20 protein-coding genes are annotated in these 17,713 nt (G+C 66.4%); 10 read left to right on the forward strand and 10 right to left on the reverse strand.

The features are described from left to right. Positions 1-25: 25 nt before the first annotated feature. The 5 genes from rpsD to infA form a co-directional block, all read right to left on the reverse strand. Positions 26-631 carry a 30S ribosomal protein S4 gene (gene rpsD / locus MHEC_RS19460; protein WP_048890217.1) on the reverse strand — a complete coding sequence of 202 codons (606 nt, stop codon included), beginning with the start codon at positions 629-631 and terminating at the stop codon, positions 26-28. A gap of 17 nt (positions 632-648) precedes the next feature. Continuing rightward, positions 649-1,062 carry a 30S ribosomal protein S11 gene (rpsK, locus tag MHEC_RS19465; protein ID WP_048890218.1) on the reverse strand — a complete coding sequence of 138 codons (414 nt, stop codon included), beginning with the start codon at positions 1,060-1,062 and terminating at the stop codon, positions 649-651. 3 nt (positions 1,063-1,065) lie between these two features. Beyond that, entirely contained in the window at positions 1,066-1,440 is a 375-nt protein-coding gene (rpsM, locus tag MHEC_RS19470) for a 30S ribosomal protein S13 (RefSeq protein WP_003919292.1), read from the reverse strand. Positions 1,441-1,581: 141 nt separating this feature from the next. Continuing rightward, a complete protein-coding gene (gene rpmJ, locus MHEC_RS19475; RefSeq protein ID WP_048890219.1) occupies positions 1,582-1,695 on the reverse strand; it encodes a 50S ribosomal protein L36 in 114 nt (37 codons plus the stop codon). 61 nt (positions 1,696-1,756) lie between these two features. Next, positions 1,757-1,978: a translation initiation factor IF-1 gene (infA, locus tag MHEC_RS19480; RefSeq protein WP_003418601.1), complete on the reverse strand. Its 222-nt coding sequence runs from the start codon at positions 1,976-1,978 to the stop codon at positions 1,757-1,759. Between the two features lie 261 nt (positions 1,979-2,239). Between infA and MHEC_RS19485 the strand changes: the two genes are divergently transcribed. From MHEC_RS19485 to MHEC_RS19505, 5 genes are all read left to right on the forward strand, one after another. Further along, positions 2,240-3,094 carry an LLM class F420-dependent oxidoreductase gene (locus MHEC_RS19485; protein WP_048890220.1) on the forward strand — a complete coding sequence of 285 codons (855 nt, stop codon included), beginning with the start codon at positions 2,240-2,242 and terminating at the stop codon, positions 3,092-3,094. 11 nt (positions 3,095-3,105) lie between these two features. After that, the gene (locus MHEC_RS19490; RefSeq protein WP_048890221.1) at positions 3,106-3,972 is read left to right on the forward strand and encodes an LLM class F420-dependent oxidoreductase; all 867 of its coding nucleotides are present in this window, start codon (positions 3,106-3,108) and stop codon (positions 3,970-3,972) included. A gap of 21 nt (positions 3,973-3,993) precedes the next feature. Continuing rightward, positions 3,994-4,989 carry a dTDP-glucose 4,6-dehydratase gene (rfbB, locus tag MHEC_RS19495; RefSeq protein ID WP_048890222.1) on the forward strand — a complete coding sequence of 332 codons (996 nt, stop codon included), beginning with the start codon at positions 3,994-3,996 and terminating at the stop codon, positions 4,987-4,989. Next, positions 4,986-5,591: a dTDP-4-dehydrorhamnose 3,5-epimerase gene (gene rfbC, locus MHEC_RS19500; RefSeq protein WP_048890223.1), complete on the forward strand. Its 606-nt coding sequence runs from the start codon at positions 4,986-4,988 to the stop codon at positions 5,589-5,591. The genes rfbB and rfbC overlap by 4 nt, the downstream gene beginning before the upstream one ends. A 100-nt stretch (positions 5,592-5,691) precedes the next feature. Beyond that, on the forward strand, positions 5,692-5,928 hold the full coding sequence (locus MHEC_RS19505; RefSeq protein ID WP_048890224.1) for a hypothetical protein: 237 nt from the start codon (positions 5,692-5,694) through the stop codon (positions 5,926-5,928). Here the strand turns inward: MHEC_RS19505 and MHEC_RS19510 are convergent. Both MHEC_RS19510 and MHEC_RS19515 read right to left on the reverse strand, forming a co-directional pair. Next, on the reverse strand, positions 5,895-7,061 hold the full coding sequence (locus tag MHEC_RS19510) for an acetylserotonin O-methyltransferase (protein WP_235434739.1): 1,167 nt from the start codon (positions 7,059-7,061) through the stop codon (positions 5,895-5,897). The two genes, MHEC_RS19505 and MHEC_RS19510, sit on opposite strands and share 34 nt — an antisense overlap. A 7-nt stretch (positions 7,062-7,068) precedes the next feature. Beyond that, positions 7,069-7,734: a hypothetical protein gene (locus MHEC_RS19515; RefSeq protein WP_048890225.1), complete on the reverse strand. Its 666-nt coding sequence runs from the start codon at positions 7,732-7,734 to the stop codon at positions 7,069-7,071. A 267-nt stretch (positions 7,735-8,001) separates the two neighbouring features. Here MHEC_RS19515 and MHEC_RS19520 point away from each other — a divergent pair, with 267 nt between their 5' ends. Both MHEC_RS19520 and MHEC_RS19525 read left to right on the forward strand, forming a co-directional pair. Further along, positions 8,002-8,754, forward strand: a complete 753-nt coding sequence (locus MHEC_RS19520; protein WP_372507329.1) for an ABC transporter ATP-binding protein — start codon at positions 8,002-8,004, stop codon at positions 8,752-8,754. Next, positions 8,751-11,282: an FtsX-like permease family protein gene (locus tag MHEC_RS19525; RefSeq protein ID WP_082169595.1), complete on the forward strand. Its 2,532-nt coding sequence runs from the start codon at positions 8,751-8,753 to the stop codon at positions 11,280-11,282. Before MHEC_RS19520 ends, MHEC_RS19525 begins: the two co-directional genes overlap by 4 nt. 7 nt (positions 11,283-11,289) lie before the next feature. Here MHEC_RS19525 and MHEC_RS19530 read toward each other — a convergent pair whose 3' ends face one another. Next, positions 11,290-11,895 (reverse strand): DUF4389 domain-containing protein, encoded by a 606-nt coding sequence (locus MHEC_RS19530; RefSeq protein ID WP_048890226.1) that lies wholly within the window; start codon positions 11,893-11,895, stop codon positions 11,290-11,292. Continuing rightward, positions 11,870-13,141, reverse strand: a complete 1,272-nt coding sequence (locus tag MHEC_RS19535) for an FAD-dependent oxidoreductase (protein ID WP_071700268.1) — start codon at positions 13,139-13,141, stop codon at positions 11,870-11,872. The genes MHEC_RS19530 and MHEC_RS19535 overlap by 26 nt, the downstream gene beginning before the upstream one ends. A 277-nt stretch (positions 13,142-13,418) precedes the next feature. Between MHEC_RS19535 and MHEC_RS19540 the strand changes: the two genes are divergently transcribed. The 3 genes from MHEC_RS19540 to mmsB are packed head-to-tail and all read left to right on the forward strand — an operon-like array spanning position 13,419 to position 17,024. Further along, positions 13,419-14,939, forward strand: coding sequence for a CoA-acylating methylmalonate-semialdehyde dehydrogenase (locus tag MHEC_RS19540; RefSeq protein WP_048890227.1), 1,521 nt, complete (start codon positions 13,419-13,421; stop codon positions 14,937-14,939). Positions 14,940-14,946: 7 nt separating this feature from the next. Continuing rightward, positions 14,947-16,113, forward strand: coding sequence for an acyl-CoA dehydrogenase family protein (locus tag MHEC_RS19545; RefSeq protein ID WP_048890228.1), 1,167 nt, complete (start codon positions 14,947-14,949; stop codon positions 16,111-16,113). A gap of 35 nt (positions 16,114-16,148) precedes the next feature. Next, a complete protein-coding gene (gene mmsB, locus MHEC_RS19550) occupies positions 16,149-17,024 on the forward strand; it encodes a 3-hydroxyisobutyrate dehydrogenase (protein ID WP_099868778.1) in 876 nt (291 codons plus the stop codon). A 3-nt stretch (positions 17,025-17,027) separates the two neighbouring features. Here the strand turns inward: mmsB and MHEC_RS19555 are convergent, their stop codons facing one another. Continuing rightward, on the reverse strand, positions 17,028-17,615 hold the full coding sequence (locus tag MHEC_RS19555) for an HAD hydrolase-like protein (RefSeq protein ID WP_048890360.1): 588 nt from the start codon (positions 17,613-17,615) through the stop codon (positions 17,028-17,030). Positions 17,616-17,713 lie beyond the last annotated feature (98 nt).

Consider the following 17,713-nt stretch of genomic DNA (forward strand, 5'->3'; position numbering starts at 1 on the left):
ATCCGCACCGGCGGTGCGGCAGGTATTACTTCGAGTAGTACTCGACGATGAGCTGTTCGGACAGCGGGACGTCGATCTGCGATCGCTCCGGCAGCTGGTGGATCAGGATGCGTTGGCGCTCCCCCACCACCTGCAACCAGCTGGGAACCGGCCGCTCCCCGGCGGTCTCGCGGGCGATCTGAAACGGCACGGTGTTCAGCGACTTCTCCCGCACGTCGATGATGTCGTATTGCGAGACCCGGTAGCTGGGGATATTGACCTTCACCCCGTTGACCAGGAAGTGGCCATGGCTGACCAGCTGGCGGGCGTGCCGGCGGGTCCGGGCCAGCCCGGCGCGGTAGACCACATTGTCGAGTCGGCTCTCCAGGATCCGCAGCAGTTCCTCGCCGGTCTTGCCCGGACGGCGCACTGCCTCTTCGTAGTAGCGGCGGAACTGTTTTTCCATCACGCCGTAGGTGAAGCGGGCCTTCTGCTTCTCCTGCAGCTGCAGCAGATACTCGCTCTCTTTGATCCGCGCACGACCGTGCTGGCCGGGCGGGTAAGGGCGTTTCTCGAAGGCCTGGCTGCCGCCGACGAGGTCGGTGCGCAGCCGGCGCGATTTGCGGGTAACAGGTCCGGTGTAACGAGCCATCTCCTACGTCTCTCCTGCTAGACCCGGCGACGCTTGGGTGGACGGCAGCCATTGTGCGGCTGGGGAGTCACGTCGGCAATCGCGCCGACCTCCAGGCCCGCGGCCTGCAGCGATCGGATCGCGGTCTCCCGGCCCGAGCCCGGGCCCTTGACGAACACGTCGACCTTGCGCATCCCGTGCTCCTGGGCTTTGCGGGCGGCGTTCTCCGCGGCCAGCTGGGCGGCGAACGGTGTCGACTTGCGCGAGCCCTTGAAGCCGACGTGGCCCGAGGACGCCCACGCGATGACGTTGCCTTGCGGGTCGGTGATCGTGACGATGGTGTTGTTGAACGTGCTCTTGATGTGTGCGGCCCCGTGCGGAACGTTCTTCTTCTCCCGCCGGCGAGGCTTCTGGCCCTTCTTGGGCGCCGCGGTGGTCTTCTTCGGTGGCATGGTTTACCTGGCCTTCTTCTTGCCGGCGATGGTGCGCTTGGGTCCCTTGCGGGTGCGCGCGTTGGTCTTGGTCCGCTGGCCGCGCACGGGCAGCCCGCGCCGGTGACGCAAGCCCTGATAGCAGCCGATCTCGATCTTGCGGCGAATGTCGGCCTGCACCTCGCGGCGCAGGTCGCCCTCCACCTTCAGGTTGCCTTCGATGTAGTCGCGCAGCTTGGCCAGCTGGTCATCGGTGAGGTCCTTGGTGCGTAGATCCCGGTCGATGCCGGTCGCGGCCAGGATCTCGTTGGAGCGGCTCCGGCCGATGCCGTAGATATAGGTCAGGGCGATCTCCATGCGCTTATCGCGCGGCAGATCGACGCCGACAAGTCGAGCCATGGGTGGCATTCCTCGTTTCTTCGCGGAGGTCTGGTCCCAGTCCATCCCGCCAGCTTGCGGGGCCCGGCCTCCGTCCGGGCGCGATGAGCGGCCCGTCCGCTCACAGGTACTGGGAGGTCTGCATTCAGTTGTCTGACGCGGCTAACCCTGCCGCTGCTTGTGGCGCGGATCGGGGCAGATCACCATGACCCGCCCATGCCGGCGGATCACCCTGCACTTGTCGCACATCGGCTTGACGCTCGGGTTCACCTTCACGGCGTTGTCGATCCTGTTCTGTCGTTCTCGGTCGTTGACGTGGGGTCTCGGGCGCGCGGGGTTACTTGTACCGGTACACGATGCGGCCCCGGGACAGGTCGTAGGGCGACAGCTCCACGACCACCCGGTCCTCGGGCAGGATGCGGATGTAGTGCTGCCGCATCTTGCCGCTGATGTGGGCGAGCACCTTGTGGCCGTTTTCCAGCTCGATGCGAAACATCGCGTTGGGCAACGGTTCGACCACCCGGCCCTCGACCTCGATGGCACCGTCTTTCTTCGCCATAAGCTTCCGGCGATCCTCCTCATCGCTCCGCCCGTTCGGTGCAGCATCGGCACCGACTGCAAAACGTGAGCCGATCGCAGGAAATTCCGGCGAAATTCCCAGATTGCGCACAGCAAAGAGCCGGTACGGACGCCGCACCGGAATTCAACGATACTCGCTTTGTCGCGCTGGAACAAAATTGGCGCCCACCGGGTGCGGCGGACTGCTACGGCCTGCGACCTGGGCGGAATATCGCTCCTCGGCCCACCGGTTGGAGCAACCATGACCAACTCTGCAGCCGGTAAACCCAACCTCGGTCGCTTCGGATCCTTCGGTCGCGGCGTCACCCCTGAGCAAGCCAAGGAAATCGAGTCGCTCGGCTACGGAGCCGTGTGGGTGGGCGGCTCACCGCCCGCGGAGCTGGAGTGGGTGGAACCCATTCTCGAGCAGACGACGACGCTGCGGGTGGCCACGGGCATCGTCAACATCTGGACCGCGCCCGCCGACGCGGTCGCCGAGTCGTTCCATCGCATCGACAGTGCCTATCCGGGCCGCTTCCTGCTGGGTATCGGTGTCGGCCACCCCGAGGCGCACGCCGAATATCGCCGACCATACGAGGCGCTGACGCAGTACCTGGACCGGCTCGAGCGGCACGGCGTGCCGGCAAACCGCCGGGTGGTGGCTGCGCTGGGTCCGCGGGTGCTGAAGCTTTCCGCACAGCGCAGCGCCGGAGCACACCCCTACTTGACCACTCCCGAACACACGGCGCAGGCCCGCGAGCTGATCGGCCCGTCGGCGTTCTTGGCCCCCGAGCACAAGGTGGTGCTGACCACCGACGCTGACCAGGCACGTCAGGTCGGGCGCAAGGCGCTCGACATCTATTTCAACCTGGCAAACTACCGCAACAACTGGAAGCGGCTGGGCTTCAGCGACGACGACATCACCCGCCCGGGCAGCGACCGGCTGGTCGACGCGCTGGTCGCCTACGGCACCCCTGACGTCATCGCTGCACGGCTCAAGCAGCACCTCGACGCCGGTGCCGACCATGTCGCCGTCCAGGTCCTCACCCGGGGTGACAAGCTGGTCGCGGCGCTGGCCGCACTCGCCGGGCCGCTCGGCCTGGCCCCCGACGCTTAACCAGGAGCGCTATGACCGACGCTGTTTCCCTCAAACCCGCGGTTGGCCGGTTCGGCGTGTGGCTGGGCACCCGCCGTATCACCGCCGACCTCGCCGAGCAGATCGAAGCGCTGGGCTACGGCGCGGCCTGGGTCGGCGGCTCACCGGACGCGGATCTGGCATGGGTCGAACCCGCCGCGGCCCGGACCAGCTCACTGCAGCTGGCCACCGGGATCGTCAATATCTGGTCGGCACCCGCCGCGGCCGTCGCGCAGTCCTATCACCGCGTCGAGGCGAACTACCCGGGGCGATTCCTGCTCGGCATCGGGGTCGGTCACCCCGAGCACAGTGACAACTACCGCAAGCCCTACGACGCGCTGGTCGACTATCTCGATGAACTCGACGCCGCATCGGTGCCCACTAGCCGACGGGTGCTTGCCGCCCTGGGTCCCCGGGTGCTGAAACTCTCAGCGCAGCGGAGCGCGGGCGCCCACCCGTATCTGACCACCCCCGAGCACACCGCCGCGGCGCGGGACCTGGTCGGCAACTCGGTGTTCTTGGCCCCCGAACACAAAGTGGTACTCACCGACGACGTCGATAAAGCTCGCCGCATCGGCCGCCAAACCGTCGGCTTCTACCTGGGCTTGCGTAACTACGTCAACAACTGGCGGCGGCTGGGATTCGGCGACGACGACGTGCGCGAGCCCGGCAGCGACAGGCTGATCGACGCCGTCGTCGCATACGGCACCCCCGAGGCCATCGCCGCGCGGCTCAACGAGCATGTGGACGCCGGCGCCGACCACGTGGCCATCCAGGTGCTGGGGGCCGGCGGCGAAGACGAACTGGTGGGCGCGCTGCGCGAACTGGCCCGACCGCTCGGATTGACGCCGAAGGGCTGACCGGCTCGTTAGGGTTTGGTCATGCGGTTGCTGGTCACCGGGGGCGCTGGTTTCATCGGCGCCAACTTCGTGCACAGCACGGTACGCGAGCATCCCGACGACACGGTGACGGTGCTCGACGCGTTGACCTACGCCGGCAGCCGCGAGTCACTGGCTCCGGTCGAAGACGACATCCGGCTGGTGCAAGGTGACGTCACCGACGCGGAGCTGGTTTCCCGGTTGGTCGCCGAATCCGACGCGGTGGTGCATTTCGCCGCCGAAACCCACGTCGACAATGCGCTTGCCGACCCGGAACCGTTTCTGCGTGCCAATGTCGTGGGAACGTTCACCGTCTTAGAGGCGGTGCGGCGTCACAAAGTGCGGCTGCATCACGTCTCCACCGACGAGGTCTACGGCGATCTCGCGCTCGATGAGCCGCGACGGTTCACCGAATCCACCCCGTACAACCCGTCGAGCCCCTACTCGGCGACCAAGGCCGCAGCCGACATGCTGGTGCGGGCCTGGGTGCGCTCATACGGCGTGCGGGCGACGATTTCCAACTGCTCCAACAACTATGGGCCATACCAGCACGTGGAAAAGTTCATTCCGCGCCAGATCACCAACGTGCTCACCGGGCGACGGCCCAAGCTCTACGGCAACGGCGCCAATGTCCGTGACTGGATCTACGTCGAAGACCACAATGACGCCGTGCGCCGGATCCTGGAACGGGGCCAAACCGGGCGCACCTATCTCATCGGCGCCGAGGGCGAACATGACAACTTGTCGGTGCTGAGAATGCTGTTGCAGATAATGGGCCGCGATCCCGACGACTTCGACCATGTGCCCGACCGCGCTGGACACGACCTGCGCTATGCCATCGACCCGTCACCGCTTTACGACGAGTTATGCTGGGCGCCAAAGCATACCGACTTCGAGGAAGGCTTGCGTGCCACCATCGACTGGTATCGCGCCAACGAATCGTGGTGGGGCCCGCTGAAAGACGCCGTCGAGGCCCGATACGAAGAACGCGGTCAATGAGGGTACGCGAACTCGACATCCCCGGGGCTTGGGAGATCACGCCGCAGCTGCACGCCGACTCGCGCGGCGTGTTCTTCGAGTGGCTCACCGACCATGAGTTCACGGCGTTCGCCGGCCACCGCCTCGACGTGCGGCAGGCCAACTGCTCGGTGTCATCAGCCGGGGTGCTGCGAGGCCTCCACTTCGCCCAGCTGCCACCAAGCCAGGCCAAATATGTGACATGCCTGTCCGGGTCGGTATTTGATGTGGTCGTCGACATCCGCGTCGGCTCACCGACGTTCGGCCGCTGGGTCTCGGTGCTACTCGACGACCGAGACCGCAGGTCGGTGTACATCTCCGAAGGACTCGCGCACGGATTCCTTGCACTGCAGGACAATTCGACAGTTATGTACTTGTGTTCTGCGGAATACAATCCGCAGCGTGAGCACACCATCTGCGCCACCGATCCGGCGCTGGCGATCGACTGGCCAACGCCTGACCGCAAATTGCTGTTGTCAGACCGCGACGCCGCCGCGCCGACGCTTGGTGAAGTCGGTGCGGCCGGACTCTTGCCCACCTGGGACGACGCCCAGGCGTTCATTGCCGACCTGCGGGCCACCTAGGCTGTGGCCGACGCACCCGACCAGCAGATTCGATCAAAATCATCGTGTTAGCACCGTCGAACCCGCAGACACCCCCCGCACCAAAAAGGAGTTTGTCCCCATGATCTATCGCGGTGTTGCAGGGGTGGTCGGCGCGTTAGCGCTGACGCTCGTCACCCCCGCCCAGGCTCCTGCCCAGCCACCGACGCTGTGTCTGAGCAATATTCCCGAAGGCAAACAGGTCTACATTCCCTGCGATCTGCTCAACGCCCGTGTCAACTACCCCCCGGGGCAGCGCTGTGTCGGTCTTGGGCCGCTCGATGACTACCCGCCCGACGTTCGCGCCTGGTGTGGCTGACGATCTGCCGCTGCGCGCTGGTGGGTAGGCCGACGGCGCCGGGCGTCACCCGCCCTCGCCTCCACCACGCTAAGCGGCGCGGCGGTGCGCACCACCCGTGTCATCCGAAATCCAGCTTGGCTGAGCAGCTCCCGGTACTCGGCCGCGGTGCGTTCGCGCGAGCCCAAATTCAGCAGCATCTCCAGGTCCGCCCACTTCCCGGGGAAGTCACGGTCATGCTCGGGAATGACCAGCTCGATCAGCAATACCGTGGTCCCCGGGACGGCTGCCGCGCGCACGTTGCGCAGGATCTGCACCGCCTTATCGTCGGGCCAGTCGTGGATGATGTTTTTGAGAATGTAGGCGTCTGCACCGGATGGGACGCTGTCGAAAAAAGATCCTTCCGCGACCCATACCCGGTCGGCAACATTGCGCTCGCGCAACAGGTTCGAGGCGCTCGCAACCACCCACGGCAGGTCGTAGAGGATGCCCCGCGAACCCGGGGTCGCCGCCAGGATGGCGGCCAGTAGTTGACCCTGGCCGCCACCGACGTCGACGATCGTCGGATAGGCGCTGAAGTCATAGCTTGCGACCACCGGTGCGGTCGTCAATTCCGAAATACTTGTCATGGTCTGGTTGAACAGGTCGGCATGCTCGGGCTGCTCGGCGAAGTAGTCGAAGCTCGCCTTGCCGTGCAATGTCGGCACGACCGTCGTGCCGGTTCGAACCGAATCCACCAACAGGGTCCACCGTTTGCGCTGCTCGTGCGAGCCGTAGAACCGCGCCGCGCACGCCATCGACGCCGGTGCATCCGAACGCAGGGTGTCGGCAAGAGAATTCAGCTCGTAGCGACCGTCACCGCGGTGACGGAAGATGCCGCGGCTGATCAACGCCCGCAGCAGTCGACGCAGCGCATCGGCGTCCGCGCCCACCCGCACCGCCAATTCGTCGATGACCAGCGGGCCGCCGGCGAGGGCATCGGCCACACCGAGTTGGGCCGCCGCCGTGATCGCCTGCGACACCCAGGCGGCCACGATCATCTCCATCATCGCCGCCGGCGCAGGCGTCAGGCGTTGATAGAGCCGGAACAGGTGGTGGCGAATGCGCTCGAGCACCCGGGCCAAGATTGCGGGCGGCGGTTTTGCGGGGTTCACGCCGGGCTCATCGCATCCAGGCCGGGGTGATCGGCAGGCCGTGACGGTGCCGGTATTCGGCAATCGCCTTGAGGTTGTTCAGCTCCAGCCGGTGCCCGGCGCCGAACATGTCCCAGAAGTCACCGACCCACACCGGACGCTGCGGCGGCGCGGTCTCCGGATAGGGATTGTGGTCGTAAAACGGGTGATGGCAGTTCGTCCACAACACCACCGAGCCGGGTTTGTCCAACACCAGCTGCGCGTCGACCACCCGCATCATGTAGATCATCCACAGGTGCTTACCCTGATCCCATGCGCAGTGATAGTCGACGGTGCGGGCCTGCGCGTTGGCAATCGTGCGTGTGTAAATCCTGGTCTCCGACCCGAGCCGGTCGTAGGCGAGCCACAGGCCGGGCTCGTCGGTGGGCGTGAAACCACGCAGGCTGTAGGTCCACTCCTCCAGGCTGCGGGTGTCGGCCATGTACTCGAACAGTTCGTCGGGCGGGCATTCGATGTATCCGTTGACCGTGCAGTACTCGCCGAACACCTGGTCGTGCGGATACACCGACCGCATCATTTCCATGATGATCGGGGTGGCCTTCTGGCGGGGGCTGGTCTCGATGCGGATGACACCGTCGATAGGGTCGGTCGTACCGGTGTGAGCGACGATGTCCTGAAGTGCGGGTAGCGACATCGGTCCCGTTCTCCTTCGCGACGATGCCTGTAACACGACCGGCGATCGTGGTGAGTTCACCGCGGCCCCGCAGCGCTGTCGAACCGAGGACCCGCGCGGCTCGTGGTATCCGATACCGGCGCCTTGCGGCGCGGGGTTCGCGTGAGGCTGACGGTCGATCGCGCAGGAGGCGTGGCCATGGTGGACGCAATGGCGCGGCGTCACCGCAGGAGAGCCGTGCGACGGTTCGGTCACGCGGATCCGCCAACCCGCCAGCTGAGCATCCAACTGCGCAATGTGGTGCGCGAATACCGGGTCGGCGGTCAATCGGTGCGGGCACTCGACGACATCAGCCTGCGACTGTGCGGCGGGCAGTTCGTGTCGGTGGTCGGACCGTCGGGGGCGGGCAAGAGCACCCTGCTGCACCTGCTCGGCGCGTTGGACTGCCCCGATTGGGGGTCGATCACCTTCGACGGCGAGGAGATCGGTCGTCTCAGCGACGAGCAGCGGTCGCTGTTTCGGCATCACCGCGTGGGGTTCATCTTCCAGTTCTTCAACCTGCTGCCGTCGTTGTCGGCGTGGGAGAACGTGGCGGTCCCGAAACTGCTCGACGGTGTGCGGCTGGGCAAGGCCAAAGCCGATGCGGTTCGGCTGCTGGACCGGGTCGGGCTCGGCAACCGCGTCGAGCACCGGCCGGCGGAGCTGTCCGGCGGCCAGATGCAGCGGGTGGCGATAGCGCGGGCGTTGATGATGGACCCGCCGCTGATCCTGGCCGACGAACCGACCGGCAATCTCGATTCGGCAACGGGTGCCGCGATATTGGAGCTTCTGGCCGACGTGGCGCATGAGGACGGCCGCGGCCAGCTGGTGGTGATGGTGACCCACAACGTAGACGCCGCCGCGGCGACTGATCGGGTGATCACCCTGCGGGACGGTCGGCTCGGTTCCGACGAGTTCACCGTTGTGTGGGGTCGCCTCGGGCTAGGCCGATTCTGGGCCACCAACGGTCGACGTCGCCGCGATCGGGCGGCGCGGCCGTGAGCCGCCGATCGGGTGATCCCGTGGTCAAACGCCGCGCCGGGGTGATCGCCGCAGGGAGCCGACTGCGGCTGTTCAGCGTTCGCGAACTCGTCGTACACCGTCGGCGCACGATCGCATCGATGACCGTGATGGCAATAGCCGCAACGTATCTGGTCGCGGTGTTCGGCATCTTCGGGTCGATCACCGGGTCGGTTAACCGGTTGGCCGACGCGATTGCCGGGATCGCCGCACTCGAGATATCGGGTATCACCGACGCGGGATTCCCGGACACCGTCGCGGCCGATGTCGCCGCAGTTCGCGGCGTTGCCGCCGCGGCACCGATGATCCGCACGTCTGCGTCCACACCATCGGGACCGGTGTTGTTGTTCGGCGCGGACGAGAAGAGTGCCGCGTTGCGCGGCGCCCTGAAAGATGTGGTCGGGGCACCGCCGGCAGCGCCGCCGGGCGTGAGTAACGGTGTCCAGGTCGGGCCGGGAGTCGGCTATGCGAAAGGCGAGCGCTTTCGGCTGGGCTCAGCGGAGGTCACCGTCGCGGCCGTGCTGGAGGGAAAGCAACTGGCAGAGCTCAACGGCGGACACTACATCCTGGCTCCGCTTCCCTTGGCGCAGCAGATTACCGGTCGGCCACGCCAACTCGACTCGATACTGGTCACCATGAAACCGGGCGTGGATCGCGCCGCGGTCCGCGCCGCGATCACCAACGCGGTGAACGGCCGGGCAATCGTCGCAGATCCGAGCATGCGGGCAACCCGCGCTGGCGACGGTGTCAAGCTGATGAACTACATGTCGCTGATCGGCGCGGCGGTCGCGTTGGTGGTGGGTGCGTTTTTGATCTACACCACGATGACGATGGCGATTGCCCAACGCCGGCCGGTCATCTCGATACTGCGTGCGATCGGCGGGCGACGCGAAACCATCGTTGGTGACATGCTGCTGGAGGCCGCGGTTCTCGGGCTGATCGGCGGCGCTGTCGGATCGGGTATGGGGATTGTCATGGGCCGCACCGCAATTGCTCGATTGCCACCGGCAATGACTCAAGGGCTCGAAGCGCGTGTGCAGTACTGGCTGCCCGGCCACGCGATACCAGCCGCCCTCGCGGCGACCGTGCTCACCAGCGTGGCTGCCTCGGCGATGGCCGCGCGCCAGGTATACCGGGTGTCCCCGATCGAGGCACTGGCGCCGGTCGGGGTTTCAGCTGCCGACCGCGTGCCACGGTGGCTGCGGATCGCAAGCGGGTGTGGCGCCGTCGCGGTGCTGGCCGCCTCGATCCTGCTCGCGCTCGGCCGGCACTGCACATTCCCGTTCGTCGCAGCGCTCGCTTTGCTTGGTTCCGAGATCGCGCTCGGCTTCGCTCTCACCGGGCCGATCGTCAAGGCCACCGCCGCGGCCGCTCGACGGTTCGGATCGGTCGGGGCACTGGCGGCGGCCACGATCGAGCGTGCGCCGCGGCGGGTATGGGCCACGGTGATGACCGTACTCATCGCGGTCGTTACCACCGTGGTGATTACCGGCACCAACACCGACATGATCCGCTCAGCCCGGGCCATCTTCGCGCCGGTCGCAGGTGTCGATGTGTGGGTCAGCGCGGATCCTCCTGACCGCTATCCCACAGACGTTCTGCCGCAAGGTGTTACGGGGAAGCTGGCCGCAGTTCCGGGCGTAGCACGGGTCGTCGAGGGCGCATGCGGGTTCGCTGAGGTCGGTGGCACGCGCGTGCTGCTTGACGGGTTTGCCCGCGGAAGCCACGATGCGCTCTATCGCGCGCTGGATGAACAGGTACGCAACGAGGTGCTGGCCGGCCGCGGCGTGGTGCTCACCCAAAATCTGGGCAAGACCCTGGGTGTCGGGGTCGGCGACGGTTTGCGGCTACCCACGCCCCACGGCCCGCGGCGGGCAACGGTGCTGGCCGTGGTTCCGTACTTCTCGACCGTTATCGGCACCGTCGGGATGGACCTCGACCACATGCGGGCCTGGTTCGACCGACCGGCGCCGACGACACTGCAGATCTTCGCCGCACCCGGGGTAGATCATGCGCGACTGTTGGCGGACGTGGGCCGCATCGTGCCGGCGCCCAACTATGTGTACGACGGCCATGTTGCGCTGTCCGGCCTCGAGGCGCCGCTGCACCAGAGCATGTTCATCGCCAACGCGGTCTTGGTGATCGTGGTGTTCGTCGCCGCCGTCGCGGTCCTCAACACGTTGACGCTTTCGGTGCTGGACCGGCGCCGAGAACTCGGCGTGCTGCGGGCGATGGGATCTAGCCGCCGGTTCACGCTGCGAATGGTGCTGGCCGAGGCCGCCGGCATCGGTGTCGTCGGTGGCGTCTCGGGATTGGTTTTCGGCCTGGTTGACCAGTGGCTCTACAGCCTGGTCAGCGGGGACATCATGAACTTCGCGGTAGGTTTCCGGCCGAGCCCGGCGGCGGTCGCCTTTACCGCGGGCGCGCTGGTGCTCAGCCTGCTCGGGTCGGTGCCGCCCGCGTTGCGCGCCGCCCGGCTGAACATCATCGCGGCGATCAGCGCCGAATAACGCCGTCTCATCTGCTGCCCAGATCCATTCGGAACGGCGGATATTCGTCACGCATCAACGAGACATACACGGCCACGCGATATCTCCAGCGAACCATGCCCATCAGAAAATCGAACATGCCCTGCGAGACCGTGCCGGTGGACAACAACCACACCGGGGCGATAACGCAAACCAGCTGCAGCAGCGGCTCCATCGCCCAGCAGACGAGTATCTGGGGGAGCCCCAACAGCCACCACTTCACCAGCACACCCCACCTCTTGAGCCGTTGCGGGTAGTCGACCTCGAGATCGCCCGGGTAGTCGGGCCGAGACGCGAGGGTGAAAGGCGGATACTTGTCGGTGCTGTTCATCGGGAATCGGTAGTTCATGACTCGCCACGACCAGCGCAGCACCCCGACGTTGAAGTCGAAGATAGGGCGCGGGTAGCGGCCGGTGAACAAGACGGCGACGCCGGCGACAACCGTCAGCAGCAGATACACCAGGTAGAGCAGGATCAAGATGGGATAGTGCGGCACGGCCAGCACGCACCACTTGAAAAGCCAGAGCCAGCGTGACGGCGCGTCGATACCACCTCGTACCCGGACGGGCTCATCCGGGTGGCTCACCGGTTCCATGCTCGACACCTCCTGACTGGTTCATCGCCGTCGACACCAGGGGCACGACGGGATGGTGGTCGCGGGTGTAGAGGTCTCGGCTGATCCGCGCCGACATCTTGGCGTGACTGGTCCAGCGCAGAAATGTGGTCAGTGCCCACGTCATGAACCGGTCCGGAACCATCGCCATCGGTTTCAGCGCAGCTTCGCTGTGAGATACCTGCTGGGTGGTCAGCCACGAAACGGCCTTGACTTTGCGTCGCCGGGTGTTTTCATACCAGCGCAGCGCGCCCTGGACATCGACACGGGAATCCGACAGCGCCTCGCACAACACCATCGTGTCGAGCAGCGCCTGATTGGTTCCTTGCGCAAGCGTTGGCGGCATCGTATGCGCGGCGTCGCCGAGCAACGTCACCGCGCCTTGGCCCGCATGGGGAACCGGATGCCGGAAATGCGGGAACGGCGACGGGGCCAAATCCTCGTCGGTCAATGTGGCAAGTACCTGATCGACACAATCGGCCCATCCGGTGAAGTTGGATCGGATCATGTCGAGTGGACGTTGCGGTCGGACAAAGTCCGCAGACCACGGCAGGTCGAACCACCACTGCACGGCCCAACCTCCAGCCGGCCACAGGCCAAGGTTTCCGTGTTCGCCGATCATCATCAGCGCGATGTGCTTGTCCGCGATGTTTGGGAGCGTGACCAGTCCCTGCCAGCTGCACCAGCCGGTGGGCCTGGCGCGTGGTGCGCCAACGAGTTCGCGCACCACGGAGTGCACCCCGTCCGCGCCGATCAGCACGTCGCCTTCGGCCGAGCTGCCGTCGGCGAACTCGATCCGCGCGCCGGTGCCGGTGTCGAGCACCGTGACGGCGCGGGCATCGCATCGGACGCGGTCAGCCGGAAAGCCGTCCAGCAGCCGTTCCAGCAGGACTCGCCGGGGCACCATCCGCACGGGCTCGCCCAGCCGGTCCGCGATCGCCGTCACGTCCAAACATGTGATCGCAAATCCCCGAAGTGTGTGGACCCGCACGGTGGAGATCAGCTGGCCGGTCCCCTCCATGTCGACACCCAGCTGCCGCAGCACCGTCGCGCCGTTCGGCCAGATGGTCACGGCGCCGCCGCCCGGGGTCAGATGAGGCCGCTGTTCGAACACAGTGACGTCATGACCGTCGCGCAACAAGCCCCGAGCCACCGACAGGCCGCCCACACCCGCGCCGACGACAAGGATCCGAAGCGGGCGAGTCGACGGGGCATGCGGTATCGGCATCTCGACCTCCTGCTGCTAACACGCTGGAGGCCGGCGAGAAGTTCACCACCGGTGAACCGTGTCGGCCCGAGACCGCCACCGCCAGAAGGTCGCCCGCCACGCTGATCGCCGTGACGGCTCAGCCACTCTCGGAGAAGCCGAAAAGCCCGGAGGTAGGCGACATGCCTGCCGGGGCCGGTGCCGCCGGGCCAGCGACCCCGGGTTGTCAGCCATCCCCTCCATTTACTAGGATGTCCTAGTAAACCACCTGTTCGTTTCGCGTACGACGAGGGCATCTATGACTTCACGGATTCCGCATTTCATCGACGGTCGGCGTACTGCCGCTGACTCGCCGCGCACCGCCGACGTGTTCAATCCCAACACCGGCCAAGTCCAGGCCCTGGTTCCCATGGCGACAACGAGGGAGGTCGACGCCGCGGTGGCATCGGCCGTCGAGGCGCAGAAGGGCTGGGCCGCGTGGAACCCGCAGCGGCGGGCGCGGGTGATGATGCGCTTCATCGAGCTGGTCAACGAGCACACCGACGAGCTGGCCGAGATGCTCTCGCTCGAGCATGGCAAGACGTTGGCCGACTCCCGCGGTGACATCCAGCGCGGCATCGAGGTGATCGAGTTCTGCATCGGAATCCCGCATCTGCTCAAGGGCGAATACACCGAGGGCGCCGGGCCGGGCATCGACGTCTATTCGATTCGCCAACCGCTGGGTGTGGTCGCCGGCATCACCCCGTTCAACTTCCCGGCGATGATCCCGCTATGGAAGGCCGGTCCTGCCCTGGCATGCGGAAATGCCTTTATCCTCAAGCCTTCTGAGCGCGACCCGTCAGTCCCGGTGCGACTGGCGGAGTTGTTCATCGAAGCCGGTCTTCCCCCGGGTGTGTTCCAGGTGGTGCACGGTGACAAGGAAGCCGTCGACGCCATCCTGGCCCATCCCGACATCAAGGCTGTCGGCTTCGTCGGCAGTTCCGATATCGCGCAGTACATCTACGCGACGGCGGCCGCGCACGGTAAGCGCTCGCAATGCTTCGGCGGCGCCAAGAATCACATGATCGTGATGCCCGACGCGGACCTCGACCAGGCGGTGGACGCGCTGATCGGCGCCGGATATGGCAGTGCCGGCGAACGCTGCATGGCGGTCAGCGTTGCGGTACCGGTCGGCGAGCAGACCGCAGAACGGTTGCGCGGCAGGCTGGTTGAGCGAGTCAACAACCTGCGGGTGGGCCACAGCCTCGACCCGAAGGCCGACTACGGTCCGCTGGTCACCGAGGCTGCGCTCAAACGGGTGCGCGATTACATCGGCCAAGGCGTGGCCGCGGGCGCGGAAATCGTCGTCGACGGGCGAGACCGCGCCAGCGACGACTTGGCGTTCGGCGACGCCAACCTCGAGGGCGGCTTCTTTATCGGGCCGACGCTGTTCGATCACGTCACCCCCGACATGTCGATCTACACCGACGAGATCTTCGGGCCGGTGCTGTGCATGGTGCGCGCCACGACATACGAACAAGCACTAGCGCTTCCTTCTCAGCACGAATACGGCAACGGCGTGGCCATCTTCACCCGTGACGGCGACACCGCCCGCGACTTCACCTCGCGCGTGCAGGTCGGGATGGTCGGTGTGAACGTGCCGATCCCGGTGCCGGTCGCGTACCACACGTTCGGGGGCTGGAAGCGCTCCGGGTTCGGCGACCTCAACCAGCACGGCCCGGCATCGATCCAGTTCTACACCAAGGTCAAGACGGTGACGTCGCGCTGGCCGTCGGGCATCAAGGATGGCGCCGAATTCGTCATCCCGACAATGAAATAGCTGCGCGATGCCATTCTTCGGTCTCGACGACGACGAGCGGGTTATCACCCAGACGGCGGCTGCGTTCGCCGAGAAACGCCTGGCGCCATATGCGTTGGAGTGGGACGCCACCAACCATTTCCCGGTCGACGTGCTGCGTGAGGCGGCCGGGCTGGGCATGGCGGCCATCTACTGCCGCGAGGACGTCGGCGGCAGCGGGCTGCGCCGGCTCGACGGGGTTCGAATCTTCGAGGAGTTGGCCACCGGCGATCCCACCACGGCCGCGTTTTTGTCGATCCACAACATGTGCGCATGGATGATCGACACGTTCGGCACCGAAGAACAGCGCAAGGGGTGGTTACCGAGGCTGGCGTCGATGGATGCCATCGCCAGCTACTGTTTGACCGAGCCGGGCGCGGGGTCGGACGCCAGCGCGTTGAGCACCCGGGCCGTCAGGGACGGCGGCGACTATGTCCTCGACGGGGTCAAGCAGTTCATTTCCGGGGCCGGCGCCTCGGACGTGTACGTAGTGATGGCGCGCACCGGCGGCGAGGGATCCCGTGGCATTTCGGCCTTCATCGTCGAAAAAGGCCTCGCCGGGCTGAGTTTCGGTGCCCAGGAAGAGAAGATGGGCTGGCACGCGCAGCCGACGGCCCAAGTGGTGCTGGACGGGGTGCGGGTGCCGGCGGATGCGATGCTGGGCGGCGCCGACGGAGAGGGTGCCGGCTTTTCGATCGCGATGAACGGCCTCAACGGTGGCCGTCTCAACATCGCGGCATGCTCGCTCGGCGGCGCCCGGGCCGCCTTCGACAAGGCGACATCGTACCTGCTGCACCGGCAGGCTTTCGGTAGCACCCTGCTCGACGAGCCGACCATCCGCTTCACCCTGGCGGACATGGCCACTGCGCTGGAGACGTCGCGCATGTTGTTGTGGCGGGCGGCAAGCGCGCTGGACGACGACGCCGCCGACAAGGTGGAGCTGTGCGCGATGGCAAAACGCTATGTCACCGACGCCTGCTTCGAGGTGGCCGACCAGGCGCTGCAGCTGCACGGCGGCTACGGTTATCTGCGGGAGTACGGTCTGGAGAAGATCGTCCGCGACCTGCGTGTGCACCGCATCCTGGAAGGAACCAACGAAATCATGCGGGTGGTCATCGGCCGGGCAGAGGCCGCGCGGGCCCGCGCCACCGCATAACGCCACCGCACAGGAAGGCCACGGCGATGACTGAAATTTCCAGGATCGCTTTCCTTGGGCTAGGCCACATGGGCGGCCCGATGTCGGCCAATCTGGTGGCCGCCGGCCATTTCGTCCGTGGCTTCGACCCATTGCCCACCGCCGCGGCGGCAGCCACCAAAACCGGTGTCGCGGTGTTCGACAGCGGCCCGGACGCGGTCGCCGACGCCGACGTGGTGATCACCATGCTGCCCAACGGCGACGTGGTCAAGCGCTGCTACGCCGAGATCCTGCCCGCCGCACAGCAAGGCGCGCTGTTCATCGACAGCTCGACCATCTCGGTCAACGACGCCCGCGAGGTGCACGCACTGGCGGAATCGCGGGGCTTCGCCCAACTCGACGCACCGGTCTCCGGCGGGGTGCGCGGCGCCGTCGCCGGAACGCTGGCGTTCATGGTCGGTGGCGACGAGTCGGCGCTGGAGCGGGCGCGGCCGGTGCTAGAACCCATGGCGGCCAAGGTCATTCACTGCGGCGCGGCCGGTGCCGGTCAGGCCGCGAAGCTGTGCAACAACATGGTGCTGGCCGTCCACCAGATCGTCATCGGCGAAGCCTTCGTGCTGGCCGAAAAGCTCGGCCTGTCGGCGCAGTCGCTGTTCGACGTGATCACCGGCGCGACCGGCAACTGCTGGGCGGTGCACACGAACTGCCCGGTGCCGGGCCTGGTTGCGACATCGCCGGCCAACAACGACTTCGCGCCGGGGTTCGCCACCGCGCTGATGAACAAGGATCTGAGCCTGGCGATGGAGGCGGTGGCCTCGACCGGCGCAGCCGCGCCGTTAGGCAGCCATGCCGCCGACATCTATGCCAAGTTCGCGGTCGACCACGCCGACAAAGACTTCAGCGCGGTAATCGAGATGCTTCGGCAGTCCTGAGCTTCACCTGCTGGCCACAAGCCGCGACCGCCTGCGGGCGATCCACCATCGTCGGTGCAGCTCTCGGCAGCCCGCGGCCAGCAGCGGCGTCGCACCGTCGTAACCGCAACGCACAGCTGCTGCGCCGGTGAATTCCGCTGCGGCGCAAGGTGCGACGAGCAATGCTGGTAAACCGGCAGCGGTGGCTGCCCGTGCTCCATGCGCTGAGCCCGCCACGGCAAGGGCATCCTGAGGCGTTATTCCCAACTCCCACAATGCCAGCCGGTACAGGTCGATATTGCCGTCGGGTCGCTCCACGTCGTCGGCGGTAACGATGGTCTCGACCAGTCCCTCGCCGATGAGTTGCCGCACCAGCGTTTCCGCCCACGCCCGCGCACGGGTGCTGACCACACCGACCCAGATGCCGGCGACGAACAAGTTCATGACCAAGTCGATCAGACCGGCACGCGGCGCCAGATCGCCGGCGCACCCCGCCTCGGCGAGCGCGTCGTCGGCATCGAAGATCACCGCACGCAGGGGCGCAATATCGGCGTCGACGGGCCGGGCCCGGTCCCACCAGAACGTCCGCCGCCGAAAGGTGCCCGCCGGCATGGTCACACTCTCAGCGTGGCCGGGCGTCGCCCGGTGGGCGTCCCCCATTAGGGGGATTCCGCGTGGCGATCTCCCGGTGCGTCGGTGCGCACAGCTCT

The sequence above is a fragment of the Mycobacterium heckeshornense genome, assembly GCF_016592155.1.
Lineage (GTDB): Bacteria > Actinomycetota > Actinomycetes > Mycobacteriales > Mycobacteriaceae > Mycobacterium > Mycobacterium heckeshornense.

What these genes read in the sequence shown, in the direction of transcription:
- MHEC_RS19505 (WP_048890224.1), top strand. Translation starts at nt 5,692, where the DNA reads ATGATCTATCGCGGTGTTGCAGGGGTGGTCGGCGCGTTAGCGCTGACG.
- rfbC (WP_048890223.1), top strand. Translation starts at nt 4,986, where the DNA reads ATGAGGGTACGCGAACTCGACATCCCCGGGGCTTGGGAGATCACGCCG.
- MHEC_RS19485 (WP_048890220.1), top strand. Translation starts at nt 2,240, where the DNA reads ATGACCAACTCTGCAGCCGGTAAACCCAACCTCGGTCGCTTCGGATCC.
- MHEC_RS19490 (WP_048890221.1), top strand. Translation starts at nt 3,106, where the DNA reads ATGACCGACGCTGTTTCCCTCAAACCCGCGGTTGGCCGGTTCGGCGTG.
- MHEC_RS19530 (WP_048890226.1), bottom strand. Translation starts at nt 11,895, where the DNA reads ATGGAACCGGTGAGCCACCCGGATGAGCCCGTCCGGGTACGAGGTGGT.
- rpsK (WP_048890218.1), bottom strand. Translation starts at nt 1,062, where the DNA reads ATGCCACCGAAGAAGACCACCGCGGCGCCCAAGAAGGGCCAGAAGCCT.
- rpsM (WP_003919292.1), bottom strand. Translation starts at nt 1,440, where the DNA reads ATGGCTCGACTTGTCGGCGTCGATCTGCCGCGCGATAAGCGCATGGAG.
- rfbB (WP_048890222.1), top strand. Translation starts at nt 3,994, where the DNA reads ATGCGGTTGCTGGTCACCGGGGGCGCTGGTTTCATCGGCGCCAACTTC.
- MHEC_RS19545 (WP_048890228.1), top strand. Translation starts at nt 14,947, where the DNA reads ATGCCATTCTTCGGTCTCGACGACGACGAGCGGGTTATCACCCAGACG.
- infA (WP_003418601.1), bottom strand. Translation starts at nt 1,978, where the DNA reads ATGGCGAAGAAAGACGGTGCCATCGAGGTCGAGGGCCGGGTGGTCGAA.
- rpsD (WP_048890217.1), bottom strand. Translation starts at nt 631, where the DNA reads ATGGCTCGTTACACCGGACCTGTTACCCGCAAATCGCGCCGGCTGCGC.
- MHEC_RS19555 (WP_048890360.1), bottom strand. Translation starts at nt 17,615, where the DNA reads ATGCCGGCGGGCACCTTTCGGCGGCGGACGTTCTGGTGGGACCGGGCC.
- MHEC_RS19515 (WP_048890225.1), bottom strand. Translation starts at nt 7,734, where the DNA reads ATGTCGCTACCCGCACTTCAGGACATCGTCGCTCACACCGGTACGACC.
- MHEC_RS19535 (WP_071700268.1), bottom strand. Translation starts at nt 13,141, where the DNA reads ATGCCGATACCGCATGCCCCGTCGACTCGCCCGCTTCGGATCCTTGTC.
- MHEC_RS19540 (WP_048890227.1), top strand. Translation starts at nt 13,419, where the DNA reads ATGACTTCACGGATTCCGCATTTCATCGACGGTCGGCGTACTGCCGCT.